The organism is Mesorhizobium sp. B2-4-19 (genome assembly GCF_006441315.1).
Lineage (GTDB): Bacteria > Pseudomonadota > Alphaproteobacteria > Rhizobiales > Rhizobiaceae > Mesorhizobium.
The window spans coordinates 289,699-307,998 of sequence record NZ_VFUV01000001.1; the positions used below are offsets into that span (position 1 = coordinate 289,699).

The 18,300-nt window shown below is 62.1% G+C and carries 19 protein-coding genes, 2 pseudogenes and 1 riboswitch; of the genes and pseudogenes, 5 read left to right on the top strand and 16 right to left on the bottom strand.

What is annotated here, in order from left to right:
• Positions 1-2: 2 nt before the first annotated feature.
• The 3 genes from FJ546_RS01340 to FJ546_RS01350 form a co-directional block, all read right to left on the bottom strand.
• On the bottom strand, positions 3-269 hold the full coding sequence (locus FJ546_RS01340) for a DUF2277 domain-containing protein (protein WP_010914875.1): 267 nt from the start codon (positions 267-269) through the stop codon (positions 3-5).
• Positions 270-367: 98 nt separating this feature from the next.
• The gene (locus FJ546_RS01345) at positions 368-619 is read right to left on the bottom strand and encodes an exodeoxyribonuclease VII small subunit (RefSeq protein WP_027046614.1); all 252 of its coding nucleotides are present in this window, start codon (positions 617-619) and stop codon (positions 368-370) included.
• A gap of 3 nt (positions 620-622) precedes the next feature.
• A complete protein-coding gene (locus FJ546_RS01350) occupies positions 623-1,549 on the bottom strand; it encodes a histone deacetylase family protein (RefSeq protein ID WP_140887478.1) in 927 nt (308 codons plus the stop codon).
• Positions 1,550-1,669: 120 nt separating this feature from the next.
• Positions 1,670-1,850: riboswitch (cobalamin riboswitch) on the top strand.
• Positions 1,851-2,022: 172 nt separating this feature from the next.
• On the opposite strand from FJ546_RS01350, the pseudogene bluB reads away from it, so the two are divergent.
• Positions 2,023-2,529: pseudogene (bluB, locus tag FJ546_RS31455) on the top strand (5,6-dimethylbenzimidazole synthase); the annotation flags it as partial.
• A gap of 173 nt (positions 2,530-2,702) precedes the next feature.
• Here the strand turns inward: bluB and FJ546_RS01360 are convergent.
• A complete protein-coding gene (locus FJ546_RS01360) occupies positions 2,703-3,686 on the bottom strand; it encodes a hypothetical protein (RefSeq protein WP_246686710.1) in 984 nt (327 codons plus the stop codon).
• Between the two features lie 236 nt (positions 3,687-3,922).
• On the bottom strand, positions 3,923-4,531 hold the full coding sequence (locus tag FJ546_RS01370; protein WP_140887481.1) for a TetR/AcrR family transcriptional regulator: 609 nt from the start codon (positions 4,529-4,531) through the stop codon (positions 3,923-3,925).
• Between the two features lie 119 nt (positions 4,532-4,650).
• Between FJ546_RS01370 and FJ546_RS01375 the strand changes: the two are divergent.
• Positions 4,651-5,891: pseudogene (locus FJ546_RS01375) on the top strand (MFS transporter).
• A gap of 57 nt (positions 5,892-5,948) precedes the next feature.
• Here FJ546_RS01375 and ribB read toward each other — a convergent pair.
• Positions 5,949-7,049 carry a 3,4-dihydroxy-2-butanone-4-phosphate synthase gene (ribB, locus tag FJ546_RS01380; protein WP_140887482.1) on the bottom strand — a complete coding sequence of 367 codons (1,101 nt, stop codon included), beginning with the start codon at positions 7,047-7,049 and terminating at the stop codon, positions 5,949-5,951.
• Between the two features lie 76 nt (positions 7,050-7,125).
• On the bottom strand, positions 7,126-8,241 hold the full coding sequence (aroC, locus tag FJ546_RS01385; protein ID WP_140887484.1) for a chorismate synthase: 1,116 nt from the start codon (positions 8,239-8,241) through the stop codon (positions 7,126-7,128).
• A 184-nt stretch (positions 8,242-8,425) separates the two neighbouring features.
• Between aroC and FJ546_RS01390 the strand changes: the two genes are divergently transcribed.
• Positions 8,426-8,686 carry a DUF1344 domain-containing protein gene (locus tag FJ546_RS01390; protein WP_095771047.1) on the top strand — a complete coding sequence of 87 codons (261 nt, stop codon included), beginning with the start codon at positions 8,426-8,428 and terminating at the stop codon, positions 8,684-8,686.
• Positions 8,687-8,871: 185 nt separating this feature from the next.
• On the opposite strand, the gene FJ546_RS01395 is transcribed toward FJ546_RS01390, so the two are convergent.
• The 7 genes from FJ546_RS01395 to FJ546_RS01425 form a co-directional block, all read right to left on the bottom strand.
• The gene (locus FJ546_RS01395) at positions 8,872-9,510 is read right to left on the bottom strand and encodes a hypothetical protein (RefSeq protein WP_140887485.1); all 639 of its coding nucleotides are present in this window, start codon (positions 9,508-9,510) and stop codon (positions 8,872-8,874) included.
• A gap of 11 nt (positions 9,511-9,521) precedes the next feature.
• On the bottom strand, positions 9,522-10,373 hold the full coding sequence (locus FJ546_RS01400) for a hypothetical protein (RefSeq protein ID WP_140887487.1): 852 nt from the start codon (positions 10,371-10,373) through the stop codon (positions 9,522-9,524).
• Between the two features lie 94 nt (positions 10,374-10,467).
• Positions 10,468-11,373 carry a transglutaminase family protein gene (locus FJ546_RS01405; protein WP_181167770.1) on the bottom strand — a complete coding sequence of 302 codons (906 nt, stop codon included), beginning with the start codon at positions 11,371-11,373 and terminating at the stop codon, positions 10,468-10,470.
• 159 nt (positions 11,374-11,532) lie between these two features.
• Positions 11,533-12,120 (bottom strand): histidine phosphatase family protein, encoded by a 588-nt coding sequence (locus FJ546_RS01410; protein ID WP_140887488.1) that lies wholly within the window; start codon positions 12,118-12,120, stop codon positions 11,533-11,535.
• Positions 12,121-12,172: 52 nt separating this feature from the next.
• Complete coding sequence (gene fabI / locus FJ546_RS01415; protein WP_140887490.1) at positions 12,173-12,991, bottom strand: enoyl-ACP reductase FabI; 819 nt, start codon at positions 12,989-12,991, stop codon at positions 12,173-12,175.
• Positions 12,992-13,096: 105 nt separating this feature from the next.
• Positions 13,097-14,026: a J domain-containing protein gene (locus FJ546_RS01420; protein ID WP_140887491.1), complete on the bottom strand. Its 930-nt coding sequence runs from the start codon at positions 14,024-14,026 to the stop codon at positions 13,097-13,099.
• Between the two features lie 99 nt (positions 14,027-14,125).
• Positions 14,126-14,587 carry an RT0821/Lpp0805 family surface protein gene (locus FJ546_RS01425; RefSeq protein ID WP_140887493.1) on the bottom strand — a complete coding sequence of 154 codons (462 nt, stop codon included), beginning with the start codon at positions 14,585-14,587 and terminating at the stop codon, positions 14,126-14,128.
• A 40-nt stretch (positions 14,588-14,627) separates the two neighbouring features.
• Here FJ546_RS01425 and pdxH point away from each other — a divergent pair, with 40 nt between their 5' ends.
• Positions 14,628-15,245, top strand: a complete 618-nt coding sequence (pdxH, locus tag FJ546_RS01430; protein WP_140887495.1) for a pyridoxamine 5'-phosphate oxidase — start codon at positions 14,628-14,630, stop codon at positions 15,243-15,245.
• A 12-nt stretch (positions 15,246-15,257) separates the two neighbouring features.
• Here the strand turns inward: pdxH and FJ546_RS01435 are convergent, their stop codons facing one another.
• The gene (locus FJ546_RS01435; protein ID WP_140887496.1) at positions 15,258-16,010 is read right to left on the bottom strand and encodes a crotonase/enoyl-CoA hydratase family protein; all 753 of its coding nucleotides are present in this window, start codon (positions 16,008-16,010) and stop codon (positions 15,258-15,260) included.
• A gap of 31 nt (positions 16,011-16,041) precedes the next feature.
• Positions 16,042-17,811, bottom strand: coding sequence for an acyl-CoA dehydrogenase (locus tag FJ546_RS01440; RefSeq protein ID WP_140887498.1), 1,770 nt, complete (start codon positions 17,809-17,811; stop codon positions 16,042-16,044).
• Between the two features lie 213 nt (positions 17,812-18,024).
• Here FJ546_RS01440 and FJ546_RS01445 point away from each other — a divergent pair, with 213 nt between their 5' ends.
• Complete coding sequence (locus tag FJ546_RS01445) at positions 18,025-18,261, top strand: hypothetical protein (protein WP_140887499.1); 237 nt, start codon at positions 18,025-18,027, stop codon at positions 18,259-18,261.
• Positions 18,262-18,300 lie beyond the last annotated feature (39 nt).

Here is an 18,300-nt window from a genome sequence, read left to right on the forward strand (position 1 = left end):
CATCAGGCAAAGCGGATCGCCGCCTTTGCCCGCAGTTTGGCCGCCACCTCTTCGCGATTGCGCGGATGCTGGTTGGTTTCAAGCGAATCGAGAAGTTCGCGCGCCGATGCCGCGATGGCCTCGACCGCATGATCGAACGCATGCTGGTTCTGTTTCGACGGCCGTGTCGTTCCGCTCAGCTTGCGGACGAACTGAAGGGCTGCGTCACGCACTTCGTCATTGGTTGCGGGCGGGTCAAAATTGAACAGGGTCTTGATGTTTCTGCACATCGCTTCCGTATCTCCTCTTGTCCTGGAGCCGTTTCAATCGGGGCGAGCTTAATCCTCAACCATGATCGTGTCCAAAACCGGTAAGGCTGCTCCGTGCCTCAGTCCGCGTCGAGCGGCTCTGTTCCGACCGGCTTGCCGTCGCGCGACAGCCTGATCTTCTCGACCTTGTCCTCGGCGGCCTTCAGCAGCCGGTCGCAATGCGCCTTCAGCGCCTCGCCGCGCTCGTAGATCTTGATCGACTGGTCGAGCGGCACGTCGCCACGCTCCAGATCATCGACGATCTTCTCCAGCGCGTCGAGCGCCTGCTCGAAGCTCATCGCCTTGACGTCTTCGTTGGTTTCACCAGCCATCATTCATCCTTTCATCAGTCGCCCGACATGGGCGGCGACCGAAAATGCCAGTCCTTGCAGATCGTAGCCGCCCTCAAGCAGGCTGACGAGCCGGTTGCCGCTGTGGCGCGCGGCGCGCTGCATCAGCTGGCCGGTCGCCCAGTCGAAATCGTCCTCGGTCAGGTTGATCTCGGCCAGCGGATCGCGGTGATGCGCGTCGAAACCGGCCGAGATGATGATCAGGTCAGGCGCGAAATTGTCGAGCGACGGCAGCACCCGCGACAGGAAGGCATCGCGAAACGCCTCGCTGCCGGCCTGCGGCGCCAGCGGCGCGTTGACGATGTTGCCGGCGCCGGTTTCGGTCTTCGCGCCAGTGCCGGGATAAAGCGGCATCTGGTGCGTCGAGCAATAGAGAACCGAGGGATCGTCCCAGAAAATATCCTGCGTGCCGTTGCCGTGATGCACATCCCAGTCGACCACGGCGACACGCTCGGCGCCATGCTTCTTCTGGGCATAGCGCGCCGCGATCGCCGCCGTGTTGAAGAAGCAGAAGCCCATCGCGGTGGTCTTTTCGGCATGATGGCCGGGCGGCCTTGCGGCGACGAAGACATTGTCGGCGCGGCCTGCAAAGACGTCGTCGACGGCGGCGTTGGCGGCGCCGATCGCGGCGATCACCGCCTGCCAGCTCTTGGGGCTGGCGGTGGTGTCGGCATCAATGCGGGCAATACCCTCTTCGGGAATGGCGGCACGCACACGGGCGACGAAATCGGCGGGGTGCGCGTAGAGGATAGTGGCTTCGTCGCCCTCCGGCGCCTTGACACGATCGAGCGCGGCAAAGGCCTCGTCGTCGAGCACGCGCTCGATGGCGCGCAAGCGGTCTGGCCGCTCGGGGTGGCCGGGCGGCGTGATGTGTTCGAGGAAGATCGGGTGCGTGTAGAGACGGGTTGTCATGCCCCCTATCTAGTGCCCCGGCGCCGCGATGGCCATGCATTGCGGCTCGATCACTGGGGAAAATCGCGCCTGCGTCCGTTGGCGTCGCTGCGGGGATTGGCGCGGCCAAGGCTTCGGCGTAAGGTCGCGCCACTGCCTGGTGCCCGCCGCAAGCGGGAGAATCGGGAACACGGTTGAATCCCGTGGCGTGCCCAACGCTGTGAGGGGGACCGCGCCGGTAAATGCCACTGTCGATGACGGGAAGGCACCGGACGCGGGTTGATCCCGAGCCAGAAGACCGGCCTGGCAGGCATCGTCATCCGCATGGTCAGGCGGCTGGCATCAGAGCAACGTGCGTCCAGTTGGATGCACAAAGTGCGCTCTGACGGTGTGGAACTATTGCAATCGCAAGGGGACGAGCGATGCCGGAACACATGACCGCTCCTGTGGGCGACGGATTTGACCAGACGGCGCGCGACGCGGTCTATCGCGCCATGTTCACGCGGCGCGACGTGCGCAGCCATTTCCTGCCCGACGCGCTCGACGACGAGGTGCTGGCGCGGCTTTTGCTTGCCGCACATCACGCGCCATCGGTCGGCTTCATGCAGCCATGGAATTTCATCGTCATCCGCGACGCCGCGCGACGGGCAGAGGTACGCGACCTGTTCCTGGCCGCGCGCGAACAGGAACTGCCTGAAATCGAGGAGGAACGACAGGCGCTCTACCGCAAGCTGAAGCTCGAAGGTATCTGCGAAAGCGCCCTCAACATCTGCATCACCTGCGACCGCCGGCGCTCGCAGGGTTCGCCGCTGGGCCGCTGGCACAATCCGGAGATGGATCTCTACAGCACGGTCTGCGCGGTGCAGAATTTCTGGCTGGCCGCGCGTGCCGAAGGCGTCGGCGTCGGCTGGGTCAGCATCATCGAGCCGCAAGCGTTGAAGAGCCTGCTGTCCATTCCCGAGCATGTGACGCCCGTCGCCTATCTCTGCGTCGGCCGGGTTTCCGAGTTCGCATCCAAACCAGACCTGGAAACACATGGCTGGGGCCGGCGGCTGCCGCTGCCCGACCTGATCATGAGCGAGACTTTTTGCGGGCAAGGTGAGGCGCCACTGAAATCGACCGTGGCCCGCCTCAACGCCTCCGATGTCGCGCCGGCGACGACCTGCCCAGCCGATCAGTTCGTCGCGCCGGCCGTGCCCCAGCGCGAGCCACCAAAGGAGGCCAGCGCCTTGTCCTTCAACTCCCTGAACTTCGACGAGGCCTCGGCCAGCCTGATATCCCAGGCCGGATCGGGCACCTGGCCGGCGATGGTCTTGAAATAGACCTGCATCAGGCAAGCGATGGCGAAAGGCTCGATGAAGGCCGCCTTGAAGGCCCAGGCGAGGACGATGGCGAGCACGAAGGCCCAGCCGGCGAGCTGTCCGGGCATGATGAAGAGAATGGCGCCGGCCGGAGCCAGCATCAGCAGGAAGATGACGAAAGAGACGCCCCACATGATGACCGCCAGCCAGACGGCGTTCTTGACCATGGTCTTGCCGTTCTGGGCGTAGAGCACCACGCCTTGCCGAGCGGTTTCGAACGGTGAGGACGAGTTGATGCGGATGTTGTAGCCGAGGATGATCTCGTCGACATAGGTGAGCGACAGACGGATCACCGTGTTGATGAAGGAGACCAGACCGCTCAGCCCCGGAATGGGCAGGAAAGCGGCGATGCCACCGAGCAGGCCGGTGATGGCGCGGATGGCGCCCTTGACCAGCTGGTCGACGACGAAAAGGATATTGGCCTCGGCGAAACGCTCGGTCACGACCTGCCTGGCATAGGCAATCTGGTTCTGGCCGTCGGGGACATCCCGGCCGTCGATCAGATGGACCATCACGGCGATATGGCCGGCCTTCACGACGTAGAGGATATATTCGCGGATCCAGTAGACGGCGATCGAAACCACGCCGAAGCCGACCACGCCGCCCCACAAGGCAAAGGACAATGGCCCGTCGGGATCCGTGGAGATATGGCCGATGCCAAAGCCGACCGACGCTCCCGTGCCGGTCGCCACAATATAGGCAAGCGTGATGCCGAAATAGACGATCATGCGAAAGACAATGAAAGGCCAGGTCCGCATCATGATGGACACCGACGTGCCGATATCGAAATCCCACATGCCCGAATCTCCCCTCAGAGATGGCTGGGAAGGATGCGCTCACCCCGAGGATTGTCAATCATGAGCGGTGGACAGCTTCGCTTTCAATCTCCTCAGGGCCGTAGCCGACAAGCGATCCCTCAAGAGCAGGCGCAAAATCGCAGGATGGGATACCACTTACCTCAAGACAATCCTCGGTAGCCCAACCCGTTAACCCGGATTCGGAGCCCTGGGTGGACAGCGGCGCGCAACGGGATTTAGCTCTGTTGCGAAGCTGGTTTTCTGAGCAGCCCCTCGAGCAGTTGCTTGAACGCCGCAACCACGATCTTCGACGTCGCTTCCGGGTCGTTCGAATTGGCGATCCGCTGCGCCGCCTGGCTGCTCGCCCCGTTGATCAGCCGCGCGGCGGTCTCGGGGTCGACGCCCGGGACGACCACCCCTTCCCCCTGCAGCGCGGTCAGATGATCGGTCATTGAACCGACGCAGGCATTGGCATTCGACCATTGCGCGGGATCGCCCAGTACGGCCGGACCGTCGCGGAACATGATGCGCTGGATTTCCGGCTCCAGCGCCATCTCGATATAGGTCGTGCACTCGTCGACGAAATGCTGCCAGCGGGTCGGCGCTCTCGACGCGACCTCATTGACCCGAGCAGCCATCTCGCCGTCGATTTCGGCGATAACCGCCTCCAGCAGTCCCTTCTTGTCGCCGAAATGGTGGTAGAGGGCGCCGCGCGTCAGCCCGGCCGATGCCGTGAAATCATCCATCGACGCTTCGGCATATCCGATCGTGCCAAAGGCCTGGCGGGCCGCGGCAATCAGCTTGGCGCGCGTCTCGGCGATCATTTCCTTGCGGGGTCTGTGCATTTCCGGCTGGTCCTATTCACATACGCTCCGTATGCCAATTGACATACGCCGCGTACGCTCTATCTAATCCTCATACGCTTCGTATGTAATTGTCGAACCGCCCTTTGTCGAGGAACCCCATGCAAAACCCCTATTCGGAAATCTTCCGCGCCCCTGGAGCGAGGGGCTTTGCGGCCGCCGGCTTCATGGCGCGCCTGCCGATCGCCATGGCGCCGATCGGCATCGTGGCAATGCTGTCGCAGACGCGTGGCGAATACTGGCTGGCGGGTGCCGTCTCGGCGACATTCGCGCTGGCCAACGCATTCCTGGCGCCGCAAATATCAAGACTGGTCGACCGCCTTGGCCAGACGCGGATCGTCGTGCCCACGACAATCATCTCCGTGCTCGCCTTCATCACGCTGGTCGCGGCCGCCAATCAGGACTGGCCGGTCTGGACGCTGTTCGTGTCGGCGCTGCTGGCGGCGGCCATGCCCAGCATGCCGGCCATGGTGCGCGCGCGCTGGACGGAGCTTTTCCGGGGTCGGCCCGAGATGAACACCGCCTTCGCCTTCGAATCGGCGGCGGATGAACTGGTCTATATCGCCGGCGCATCGCTGTCGGTCGGCCTCAGCGCCGCCCTGTTTCCGGAAGCGGGCATGCTGGCAAGCACACTGTTCCTCGCCTTGGGCTCGACCGCGTTCATCCTGCAGCGATCGACCGAGCCGCAGGTGCGCCCGGTGGACCATGGCTTGAGCGGCTCGGCGATCCGCCTGCGGCCGGTACAGGTCATCACCTTTGCCCTGATCTTCATCGGCGCGACCTTCGCGACGACGGAAGTGAGCACGGTGGCCATCACCAAGGAGCTCGGCCAGCCCGGCGCAGCCAGCCTCGTCATCGGCGTTTACGCGCTGGGGTCGTTCGTGCTCGGCATCATTGTCGGCGCGCTCAACCTGAAGGCACCGCTGCAACGCCAGCTCGCCATCGCGGTCGCCCTGGTCGCGCTCGGCACGCTGCTGCCGCTCACCGCCAACAGCGTACCGCTTCTGGCGCTGACCGTCTTCATCAGCGGCGTGGCGATATCAGCGGCGTGGCGATCTCACCGACCTTCATCACGGCCTTCGGACTGATTGAGCGGCATGTTCCCGAAGCGATGCTGACCGAAGGCATCACCTGGGTGACCACCGGGATCGGCATCGGCATGGCGCTGGGCTCCTTCGCCGCCGGCGCCGTGGTGGATGCGTTCGGCGCCCAGAACGGTTTCTGGGTGTCGGTGGCATCGGGCACGATAGCGCTCGCCACTGTGCTGCTCGGCCAGCGCATCCTGGCCACGCATAAATGCGAGTTGGACGGATGCGAAGCAGTCGCCGTTCCGGCCGAGTGACAGCCAGCATATGTCGACATTCAGGTCAGGCCGACCTGACCTGAATGTCGATATATTTTAGAGGATCTCGGTCTTGGCTATGTGGATGCCAAACCCTTCGAGACCGACATAGTGGCGCTCGCGCGAGGCGATCAGGTTGATCGAGGAAATGCCGAGATCCTTCAGGATCTGCGCGCCGAGGCCGATTTCACGCCATTCGTTCTCGCGGCGGCGCGCCTCTTCGTGATCCTCGCGGTCACCGCTCAGCGGACGCTTGCGCTCCTGGTGCGCGACGCCGACGGAGCCCTCTCTGAGATAGACGATGACGCCGCGTTTGCGCTCGCCCATCGCCTTCATGATGCCGTCCAGGCGATGGCTGGTGCCGAAGACATCCGTCACCACATCCTCGGAATGCAGACGCACCGGCACGTCCTCGCCATCGCGAATATCGCCGAACACGACTGCGACGTGATGCATCGTGTCCCAGGGCAGCGTGTAGGTGAAGACCTGCGCCTTGCCGCCAAGCGTGTCGATATCGGAGCAAGCGACGCGCTCGACCAGCGTTTCCTTGCGCTGGCGGTAAGCGATGAGGTCGGCGACCGAAACCTGCTTCAGGCCATGCTCTTCGGCGAAAGCCTGCACCTGCGGGCCGCGCTTGACGGTGCCGTCATCGTTGACCAATTCGGAAATGACGCCGATCGGCGGCAGGCCGGCAAGCTTGCAGAGATCGACCGCCGCTTCGGTATGGCCCGAGCGCATCAGGACGCCGCCTTCGCGGGCGATCAGCGGGAAGATGTGGCCGGGGCGGACGAAATCGGAGGCGCCGACATTGCCGTTGGCGAGGTTGCGCACGGTCAGCGTGCGATCGTCAGCCGAAATGCCCGTCGTCGTGCCATGCTTGAAATCGACGCTGACGGTGAAGGCGGTGGTGTGGGCCGAATCGTTGTCGGCGACCATCGGCTGCAGGTTGAGCCGCTTTGCTTCCTCGCGCGGCATCGGCGTGCAGACGATGCCCGAAGTGTTGCGCACGATGAAGGCCATCTTTTCCGGCGTGCAGTGAACGGCGGCGACGATCAGGTCGCCCTCGTTCTCGCGCCCGTCATCATCCATGACGACGACGACCTCGCCGCGTTCGAATGCGCGGATGGCTTCGACAATCTTCTTCTGATCGTAAGGCATGGGATGCTCGCTTCGCTCGCAGGGACTAGGGAATAGGCAGTAGGGAAATGAAAGGCTGTGTCGGGCGGCCAACTGCCTATTCCCTACTGCCTATTCCCTTCCCCGTCTGTCCCCTGTGCCGCAGATAGTGATCGGCAATGGCGCAGGCAACCATTGCCTCGCCGATCGGCACGGCGCGGATGCCGACGCAGGGGTCGTGCCGGCCCTTGGTCATCACCTCGACGTCGTTGCCGTCCTTGTCGATCGACTTTCGCGGCGTCAGGATCGATGAGGTCGGTTTGACGGCGAAGCGCGCAATGATCGCCTGGCCGGTCGAGATGCCGCCAAGGATGCCGCCGGCATTGTTGGACAGGAACACCGGCTTGCCGTCATTGCCGATGCGCATCTCGTCGGCATTCTGCTCGCCGGTGATATGGGCGGCCTCGAAGCCGTTGCCGATCTCGACGCCCTTGACGGCGTTGATCGACATCAGGCCCGACGCAATGTCCTGGTCGAGCTTGGCATAGATCGGCGCGCCAAGCCCTGGCGGCACGCCGTCGGCGACGATCTCGATCACGGCGCCGACCGAGGATCCGGCCTTGCGGATACCGTCGAGATATTGCGTGAAGACGGGAACCGAAGCGGGATCGGGTGTGAAGAACGGATTCTCCGCGTCGCCGATGAAATTCCAGTTCCAGTTGGCGCGGTCGATCGATTTTTCGCCCATCGAAACCAGGGCGCCGCGCACCACCATGCCCGGCACGACCTTGCGGGCGAGCGCGCCGGCGGCGACCCTTGCCGCTGTCTCGCGGGCCGAGGAGCGGCCGCCGCCGCGATGGTCGCGTATGCCGTATTTGACGTCATAGGTGTAGTCGGCATGGCCCGGCCGGTATTGGCGGGCGATCTCGCCATAGTCCTTGGAACGCTGGTCGACATTCTCGATCAGCATGGAGACCGGCGTGCCGGTGGTGATCATCGTCTGGCCGTCCTCGTCGAGGACGAAACCAGACAGCACCTTCACCTCGTCGGGTTCGCGGCGCTGGGTGACGAAGCGCGACTGGCCGGGCCGGCGCTTGTCGAGTTCGGCCTGGATCTCGTCACGCGTGAAGCGGATGCCGGGCGGGCAGCCGTCGACCACGCAGCCAAGTGCTGCGCCATGGCTTTCGCCCCAGGTGGTGACGCGGAAAAGGTGGCCGAACGTGTTGTGAGACATGGATAAAGTGCCCTGCCGGCAGCGGAGCCGGTTGAAGCCTGCGTTCTATTGGCGTTTTTTGCGGTGGTCAAACTGTCATCCCTGCCGTTTAAGTTTTGACACATTCGGCTGGTTTCTGCTTTCTTCCATCCGCCGTTGAGGATCCGCCGCCACAGTGCCGGCGCAATGACCAAAGAGGACGATCATGCGTACCCTGATTGGCGCTGTTGCCGCCGCCCTGCTCTATTCCACCGCCGCGTTCGCCGGACAGACCGAAGGCCTGATCAAGAAGATCGACAAGGACGCGCTGACCCTGACGCTGGACGACGGCAAATCCTACAAGCTGAACGCCGAAACCGATCTCGACTCGCTGAAGCCGGGCATGGACATCGTCATCGCCTACGACGTGACCAATGGCGAGAATGTCGTGACCGATATGCAGTTGCCTGACAGCGACACGAACTGAGCATCCCAACCTGAATTGGATGCGGCACGGCCGAGTGAAACCCGCTTTTTTGGCAGCCGTCGCCGCCCCTTCGCCTGCTGGCGACGTCCCGCGCGCCGTGCCAAGGCAGGCGCAGACTATCCCGGTTAAGCCGGAACCGAAATGGCGGCCACGGCCATCAAATCGCCACTGGCGATTGAGAGCAGTTAGGCCCGCGAAACGATCCGCAAGCCGTCTATCAGTGGACCATAGTACTTATTGATTATATCAATGTGATTTTGATTATAAGATATAGATTTAAGAAAATTTACATTAAAGTAATCCACCCAGAATTCGCCACTTTTCCCACCTATAAGCTTGCTATCATATAACCTTTGCCTCGATATTGTATTTATTTCTAGATCGTATTCAAAAAAAATGACTTCCTTCTTGGAGTCGTCAAATAGTAAAATTGGTGTTGTCAGATGCCCAGATTGAATGAGAGCCAAAATCTCGTAGCTAAATATCGATAATTCAAGCGCTAGGAATACGTCAGGCCTTCCTGATAATATATACTTTCTTTCAGAGAAATTTTCGTTTACGTAATTTTCAACTATAATAGATATTGGAATACTATTAATTTTATATTCCTCGTGATCCAATGGATCGTACGGAATCGGAGTGTTCACCATCGTCCTTTTCGGAAGACACAAAACCCCCCCATCAACTGAAACGTTTTCGAACAAATCAACCGGGACAATTCGATTAGCTGAATCTACGTCTAGCAGTAAAACGTTGTTTTTTGCGAAAAATCCTTCCGCCTCTGGCAAAATAAATTGTTTCTGCTCAACATCGTAGAATGACATTCTTCGGCCTCTTACTTGCTATCTTTACTACCTTCTGACGATCCGTCAGACTTATCATTTTCTGACGATCCGTCAGATTTATCACTTTCCGATCTTTCAGCGTCTTTTTGGGAATCCTTTGTTCTATCAACAAATGACCCTTTTATCTCGGCTTTCTTTTGTCCAGGCTTTGTAATGGCCCAGCCAGGTTTTCCTGTAGATGTTCGGCCTGGATATGTATCAACTTTCGTGCCGTCAGGTAGCGTTGTTGTTGTGCCGACATTCGTCACATCCTGATTCGCACCTGGAATACCCTTCAGCTTGCTCTCAAACGTGCCGGGGTCTCCGGGAACCTCATAGCCCTTTGTCCCTTTGTCAGTTGGCGTCGCTCCTCCAAAGATGGAATCAACATCCGGATTTCCACTGCTTATGCCAGATGCATTCTTACCGTCTTTGTTTTCGGGAGCCGCTTCCTGATTGGCCGTAGGCCCGAAAATCATGCTGCCGAGGTTATCAAGGCTTTTTTGACATGAGGTGCAGCCCATGTAGGCAGCAACAGCTAGGCCTCCGATAATGAGGCCCCCCAATAACGCTTCGGCACCATCGTCAACGATTGCTATATGCCCATTCGGATCGCTTTTGTTGATCGGATCATTTTGAGAATATGCGTAGCGGTTTGTTCCCACCCCCGGCAATGTCGGGTCCATTGTATCGGGCGAGATGAAACGGACAGACTGGACATTGTGGTGTGCATTCTGTTGCCGAATCACGTGCGAGCCGTACGCTGATGCCGCATAGGCTCCGGCCGTGCCGGAAACCGCCATAGACACCGCCAGCACCATGGCCAGCAGGCGTTGCAAAATCTTTCCTGTCGTCAATCTCATCATTAAATCCCCGCCATCCCAAATCGCCCTTGGTGACTAATTCAGCGTCGGCTCACGCCAACCGAGTGCTTCAGCCTTGGCGAAAGCTTCCTGATTAGCGCGGTGCAGTTCGGCTGCGCGCGGCATCTCGCTTGACGGAATGTCGCTTTCGTTCGGATATTTCTTGATGAAATCCCGATCCAGCAGCCGATAGTAGGCTGTGCCCTTCTTGACCATCGCATAGGCGTCGGTCGGGTCCCGCCTCTATCAACACATCGGCGACGGTGATTGCATCCTCGTAGCGCCCGGTCGCAATCAAATTGTCGAGAATGCCGGTCGCGATGATAGCAAGCGCTTCGCGGCGGCTCATTGTCTTGAGGTAGACGCCATTGCGCACCGCCTCGTCGGTCATCGGCGTGATCTTGCGATAGTGCTCGTCACGGGCGAAGCCCGCGCCGCTCGTCGTTTCAAGATTCCATGTCTTGCCCGTGGCGTCGTCGGTGAATTTCACGAACACATGCAACGGCGCGGTCGAGAGCGTCAGGTTGAGGCCGAGCCGTTCGCCAAGCGCGAGAAACAGCATCGGCATCGAAATGCAGTTGCCCTTTTTGGTGGCGAGGTAGCGTGTCAGCATCTGCGCGCCGGGCTGTTGGCCGAATGGGTCGGAGAGATCATATTGAAATGGCTTGCCGCCGTTCCACCGTCCCGGCTCGTAGAGGAAGGCCCGTAGAGCCTTCATCTTCTCCATGCTGGTCGTCGCCTGTTCGGGCGGCAACGTGCCGAGCATCTTATGGATCGTTGCCGCCATGCCGTCGAGTTCGGCAAGCGTGGCGGTTTCGTCAATGCTGGGGTCAGCGAATTTGTCCACGGCCAGCTTGGCGTGGGCAAAGTCCAACTCAGCGGCGGGTGCATCGAGCAGCTGGCGAACAAAGATCGCGGGCGCTTCACCTGATATAGCGGGACAAGCCCACGCAACGCCGAGCATCAGCACGAAAAGAGATCTGGCAGCCAAGCGGTTCATCAGGTTCCCTCTCCGACCGCAGGCAAAAATTTGACAATTGCGGCCCGATTAAAGATAGAGCCCGGACGGGTTTCCACCAGAAATTGCAAGAAATTCTCATTCAGGTGTTGCCGCTCGTGGGTTGAAAACAGCCTCGCATGGGACTTGCTGTCGGCGAGCTTAAACCCACTCCAGGTTCTGGCCTTCAAGTTTGAGCACGCGATCGTGCGGTATTTCCAGGTTCGCGGCCTCGTCCTCCGCCATATCGAGCACGAAACGGAACAGGGTGCGCATGACGCCGCCATGCGTCACGCAGACCGTCTTGCGGTCGATCCCGTCGAAGCAGGGTTTCACCCGTTCGAGCAGCATCTGGTAGCTTTCCGCCCCCTCGCCGGGCGGCTGGAAGTTCCATTTGTCCAGTGCGCGGACCCGGCTTGCTCCGGGAGACTGCGTCTCGAGCTCGGCGAAGGTAAAGCTCTGCCAGTCGCCGAAATTGACCTCGACCAGCCTGATATCGGTTCGATAGGCGAGCGGATCGAGCTTCATCGCGGCGCGGACGCGTTCCATCGTTTCGCGCGTCCGCCGCATCGGGCTGGCGACGAAGTCGAATTCCCCGGGGTCGCCGACAAGTTCGGCCAGCCGGCGCCCGTTCGCGGTCGCCTGCTCGCGGCCAAGGGCATTGAGATCGGTGTCGGCTTGGCCCTGAAGCCGGAACTCGGCGTTCCACGCGGTCTGGCCGTGGCGCACGATATAAACCAGCGGGTACATCAGGTCTTCCGGAGGTCGGGCCAGGGCCTGGGCGCAGGATGAGCGGAGGGCGTTATTCCTTGACCGTCGAAATGTCAGGCGCGTCGACCGCCTTCATGCCGACCACGTGATAGCCGGAATCGACATGGTGCACCTCACCGGTGACGCCACGCGACAGGTCGGACAGGAAATAGACGCCGGAATCGCCGACCTCCTCCTGCGTGACCGTCTGCTTCAGCGGCGAATTGTATTCGTTCCACTTCAGTATGTAGCGGAAATCGCCGATGCCCGAGGCGGCCAGCGTCTTGATCGGGCCGGCCGAGATCGCGTTGACGCGGATCTTCTTGCCGCCGAGATCGACGGCGAGGTAACGCACGCTGGCTTCGAGCGCGGCCTTGGCGACACCCATGACGTTGTAGTGCGGCATCACCTTCTCGGCGCCGTAGTAGGTCAGCGTGAGCAGTGAACCGCCCTCGGTCATCAGCGCCTCGGCGCGCTTGGCGATGGTGGTGAAGGAAAACACCGAAATGTCCATGGTGCGCAGGAAATTGTCGCGCGTCGTCTCGACATAGCGGCCGGTCAGCTCGTCCTTGTCGGAGAAGGCGATGGCATGGACGAGGAAGTCGAGCTTGCCCCAATGCCCGGCGACATTGGCGAAAACCTCGTCGAGGCTAGCCGGATCGGTGACATCGCAATGGCCGGCGACAAAGGCGCCCAGTTCCCCCGCCAACGGCTCGACGCGCTTCTTGAACGCCTCGCCCTGATAGGTCAGCGCGATCTCGGCGCCATGGTCGACGCATGCCTTGGCGATGCCGTAAGCAATCGACCTGTTGTTCGCGACGCCAAGAATAAGGCCGCGCTTGCCGGCCATCAGGCCCTGTCCACCCGCCATGTGAGCGCTCTCCGCAAGGTTTGTGCTTTGTGGAGTGCCTATCGCACAGGCACACAGCCCCTTCAAGCGCTCAAACCTGACAGTTCGGGGGACAAGAGCGCTGGATCAGCCTTTTTGACCACGCAGCAACGCTTCGAGCGCGCTGTCGCCGCCTTCCGGCAGCATGATGCGGACATGCGCGTAGAGATCGCCATGGCCGCCGGCCTTTTCCGGCAGGCCCCTGCCCTTGAGCCGCAGGACCTTGTCCGAGCTCGACCAGGCGGGAACGTTGACCGCCAGCCTGCCGGTCGGCGTCTCGACCGGCACCTTGGCGCCCAGCACCGCATCCGCCAGCGACACCGGCAGATCGGCATGCAGGTCGCGGCCCTCGATGCGGTAGCGCGGATGCCGGCGGATATGGATCTTGACCAGCGCGTCGCCGGGCTGGCCCGGCCCCTGCTCGCCCTGCCCCTTCAGCCGGATGGTCTGGCCATCCTCGACAAAGCCCGGCAGTTTGACCGCCACCTTGCGGCCATCGGGGAACATCGCGGTCACCTTTTCGGCGGTCGCCGCTTCCTCGATGGTGACGTCGAGCGTGACGTTCAGATCGGCCGCTGTCGCGGGCTGGCGGCGGTCGCCCATGCCGGCACCGCGCGCGCCTGAAAAGGCGTCGCCGAAGATCTGGCTGAAAATATCGCTGTTGCCGTCGAACGGATCCCCGCCCGGGCGCCCCGAACGGAATTCGAATCGCGAACCGCCGGCGCCTTGCTGGCGGCGAAACCCGGCAAAGGGGTCGCCGCCACCGGCGGCGCCCTCAAAGCCCTGGAAGCGCGGCTTGCCGTCGGCGTCGATCTCGCCGCGATCGAAAGCGGCACGGTTCTTCTCGTCGCCGACGATCTCATAGGCCTGATTGGCCGCGGCAAAACGGTCCTTCGCCTTGGGATCATTCGGATTCTGGTCCGGATGATGTTTCTTGGCGAGTTTCCGGTACGCCGATTTTATGTCCTTGGCCGATGCGTTCTTTGCAACGCCCAGGACCTCATACGGGTCGCGCATGCTTCCTGCCCTGGAAATGAGTTGAGTCCATACTTGCCTCCTATATGCGCTCGGATAGGAAGAAATTCCAGTAGCTGATGGCCATATTGAAAGCGGAAATCAGAGCGCCTTGAAGCCCTGCATGCGCCAGCCGCCGGCACTGGCCAGGCAGAGCTCGCCCTCGAACATGGCAACGCCGTCAAAGCTTTCGCGCGAGGCCTTGAAGCGGCGGCAGGTCTGGCCCCTGTCCTTCAATTCCGCCAGTTCGGTGATGGAGCCGCGCGAGCCGGTGCCGGCATTAGCCCACGGCACGGCCTGGCCGCCGAGTTGCTCGATGTCGGCGGAGGACACCGCATTGCCGATCGTCGTCTGGTCGGAGTCGCGATCCGAATCGGCAGGCACCGATGGAGCCTGGGTGCTGCTGGTCAGGATCGAGCGGTCGACTTCGGCCTTTTCCAGACTGAAGCCACCCGCGCCGCAGGCGGCAAGCGGCAAAGCCGCCGCCACGATCGCCGCTTTCGCGCTGGCCGAAGCGATAACGCCCCATTGCCTGCTGTCAAAAGCTTGCGCGATACGCGACAATCGGCAACCTCCCTGATTTCGTGACAATTTGAGAAAAACTATGAGCGACACAGAGTTAACAACCAGTGACTTTGCCGAAGCGGCCGAGCCGTTTCGCCTCTTTGCCGAATGGCTGGACGACGCCACCAAGAGCGAAATCAACGATGCCAACGGCGTGGCGCTGGCGACCGTCGATGCCGAAGGCATGCCGGATGTGAGGATGGTGCTGCTGAAGGGGTTCGATGAAGGCGGCTTTGTTTTCTACACGAATTTCGAGAGCGCGAAAGGCCAGGAGATTCTTGGCAGCATGAAGGCGGCGATGTGTTTCCACTGGAAATCGCTGCGCCGGCAGGTGCGCATTCGCGGCCCGGTGGAGATCGTCAGCGATGCCGAGGCCGACGCCTATTACGCGACGCGCCCACGCGGCAGCCGCATCGGCGCCTGGGCGTCGAAGCAGTCACGGCCGCTGGAAAGCCGCTTCGCGCTGGAGAAAGCTGTCGCCGAATACACAACGCGCTACGCCATCGGCGAGATTCCGCGGCCGAAGCACTGGTCGGGTTTCCGCATCGTGCCGAAGACGATCGAGTTCTGGCACGACCGTCCGTTCCGGCTGCATGACCGGGTGGTCTTTACCCGCAACGCCAAAGGCGATTGGGACAAGACGCGGCTTTATCCCTGAGAGGGCAAGGCCTCAGCTCCTCTTCCTGGTCATGAACGCGGTGAGCGCGGCGCGCGCCTCATCCGACTTCAGCCGCTCGCGAAAATGCTGGCTTTCCTCGCCGATGCGGGCGACGAGATCGTCGCGCGAGCCACGCATGAGGTCGCGCGCGATCTTCAGCGCCTGCGGCGGCTTGGCGGCGATCTGGCCGGCGGCCGCCAGCACCGAGGCCTCCAGCGCGCGCTCCTCGATCACGTCGTAGATCAGGCCGGCGGCCTTCGCGCGCTCGGCGGAAAAACCTTCGCCAAGGCCGAGCAGCGCGAAGGCGCCTTGCTGACCCAGGATGCGCGGCGCCAGCAGACTGGAGCCGGCCTCGGGCACCAGGCCAAGATCGACGAAAGGCGTCCTGAACACGGTGCGCGGCGTGGCGAAGGTCAGGTCGCAATGCAGGTTGATCGTCGTGCCGATGCCGACCGCGATGCCGTCGACGCCGGAGACGATGGATTTTTCGACCCTGGCCAGCGCCATCAGGAAATCCCAGACTTCCGTGCCGCCGTCACCGCCGGTGGCGACAACCATGAAATCGGCAAGATCGTTGCCGGAGGAGAAGGCGCCGGGCACGCCGAGGAAGACATGGACGCGGATCGCCGGATCGGCATCGCCTTCGGCAAGCGCCGCCGACATCTTTGCATACATGGCACGCGTCAGCGCGTTCTTCTTGTCGGGACGGTTCATGCGGATGATCTGGATGGCGCCCTTGCGCTCGACGAGGATATGGTCTGTCACGGTCTTCTTCCCTGGTGAGCGCTGTGAGAATTCAAGCTGATATCAGCGTCTTGCCGGCGGCAGCGAGGCTCTCCGCGCCGTCGATGACGCGTTCCTTCAGGGCGAGAGCCTCGCCGAGCAGGTTTTCGGCGAAGAAGCGGCACAGGGCGATGCGGTCCTGATCGGCAAGCGCGCCGCGCGCCAGATAGGCGCCGCCGGCGGCAAGCGAGATCAACCTGAGATACGGCGTCGCTCCCGCCAGCGCCTCGTCCGACCGACCGTCGGCCGACAGTTTCTGCAGGAAGCGCGTCGCTTGCGTCAGGTCGCCAAGGGCTGCGTCGAGCGCATCGGCGGTGCGGCCGAATCCTTGCAGGTTGGAAGTACGCACGGCTTTGGCGACGGCGGCCAGTTCGCCGATGAAGCCATGCACATGTTCGCCGCCGCCGAGCGGCAGCTTGCGGGTGACCAGATCGATCGCCTGGATGCCGTTGGTACCCTCGTAGATCGGCGCGATGCGGGCGTCGCGGTAGAAGGCTGCAGCGCCGGTTTCCTCGATGAAGCCCATGCCGCCATGCACCTGCACGCCGAGCGAAGCCACTTCGACGCCGACATCGGTCGAAAACGCCTTGGCCAGCGGTGTCAAAAGATTGGCGCGGTCGCGCCAGTGTGACGCCTGATCGCCATCCGAGACCCGCGCCATGTCGATGGCGTGGGCGCAGGAATAGCTGATCGCCCGCGCCGTCTGCGTCAGCGCCTTCATGGTCAGGAGATTGCGTTGCACGTCGGGGTGATGGACGATCGGCGCCATGCCGGCGCCGGCATAATCCGCCGCCTTGCCCTGGCGGCGCTCATTGGCATAGGCGATCGCCTTCTGGGTGGCGGCTTCCGCCACCGCGACACCCTGCATGCCGACGGCCAGGCGGGCATTGTTCATCATGGTGAACATGCAGGCGAGACCCTTGTTCTCCTCGCCGATCAGCCAGCCGATGGCGCCAGGCCTGGCGCCCTGGAAACCGTCCCCATAAATCATGGTGCAGGTCGGCGAAGCATGGATGCCGAGCTTGTGCTCGAGGCCGGAACAGAAGACGTCGTTGCGGGCGCCGAGCGAGCCATCGTCGTTGACGAAAAATTTCGGCACCAGGAACAGCGAGATGCCGCGTGTGCCGGCGGGCGCGTCCGGCAGTCGTGCCAGCACCAGATGGACGATGTTGTCGGTGAAATCGTGCTCGCCATAGGTGATGAAGATCTTCTGGCCGAAGATGCGGTAGGTGCCGTCGCCGGCGGGCTCGGCGCGGGCGCGCAAGGCGGCAAGATCGGAGCCGGCCTGCGGCTCGGTCAGGTTCATCGTGCCCATCCATTCGCCCGACACGAGCTTGGCGAGATACGTCGCCTTAAGCGCTTCGGAAGCGTGCTTGTCGAGCGCTTCGACCGCGCCCATGGTCAGCGTCGGGCCGATGCCGAAGGCCATGGCGGCGGAGTTCCACATTTCGAGCGCCGCGACGCCCAGCATGGTGGGCAGCGCCTGGCCGCCATGGTCTTCAGGCGCAGACAGCGCGTTCCAGCCGCCATCGATCCAGCGGCGATAAAGCGCCTTCCAGCCGGGCGGCATGGTGACGGCGGCATCCTTGAGCACCGCACCCTGCTCGTCACCGATCTTGTAGAGCGGTGCCACCTCCTCTGTGGCGAAGCGGCCGGCCTCGCCAAGGACGGCGTCGACCAGGTCCTCGCCGAGATCGCCGAACCTACCGGCGTCGAGGGCGGATTTCATGCCGGCAACATGCTTCAGCGTGAACGCGATATCCTCGACCGGTGCCCGATACATGCCGCTCGATCCTCCTGATGCACCGACCTCGCCAACCCTAGAGCCGGCGCGGCCGCAAAGCCACCCGCCTTTGGGCAGTCTCACTTTTCTTTTTACGTAAACGTCAAACATTGTCACGCGGATTTTGCAATCGCGCCGGCCTGTATTAAATTCGATAGGCGCCGCATCAAGCCGACCGGCGACACACCAGAACCAGCCGACCGGAACAAGCCCATGCTCGCCAGACCCGACGCCTATCGCTGCATCGAATGCGGCTTGCCCTACCGCGCAACGGGGTTCTGGCATCACGGCGGCCAGTTGGAGCATGGCGCCGCCTACTGGTCGGATCGCGGCATATTGTGCTCGCCGCAATGTTCTCTTGCCCACTACCGCAAGCGCGCCGCCGAAGGCACGCTGCGGCAGGAGCCCGCGCCCGATCCGTTTGAATCTCAGCCATTCAGCCGGCGATGAGTGCGGCGCTTGATATGTACGGGCAAAAGCCGTACATAT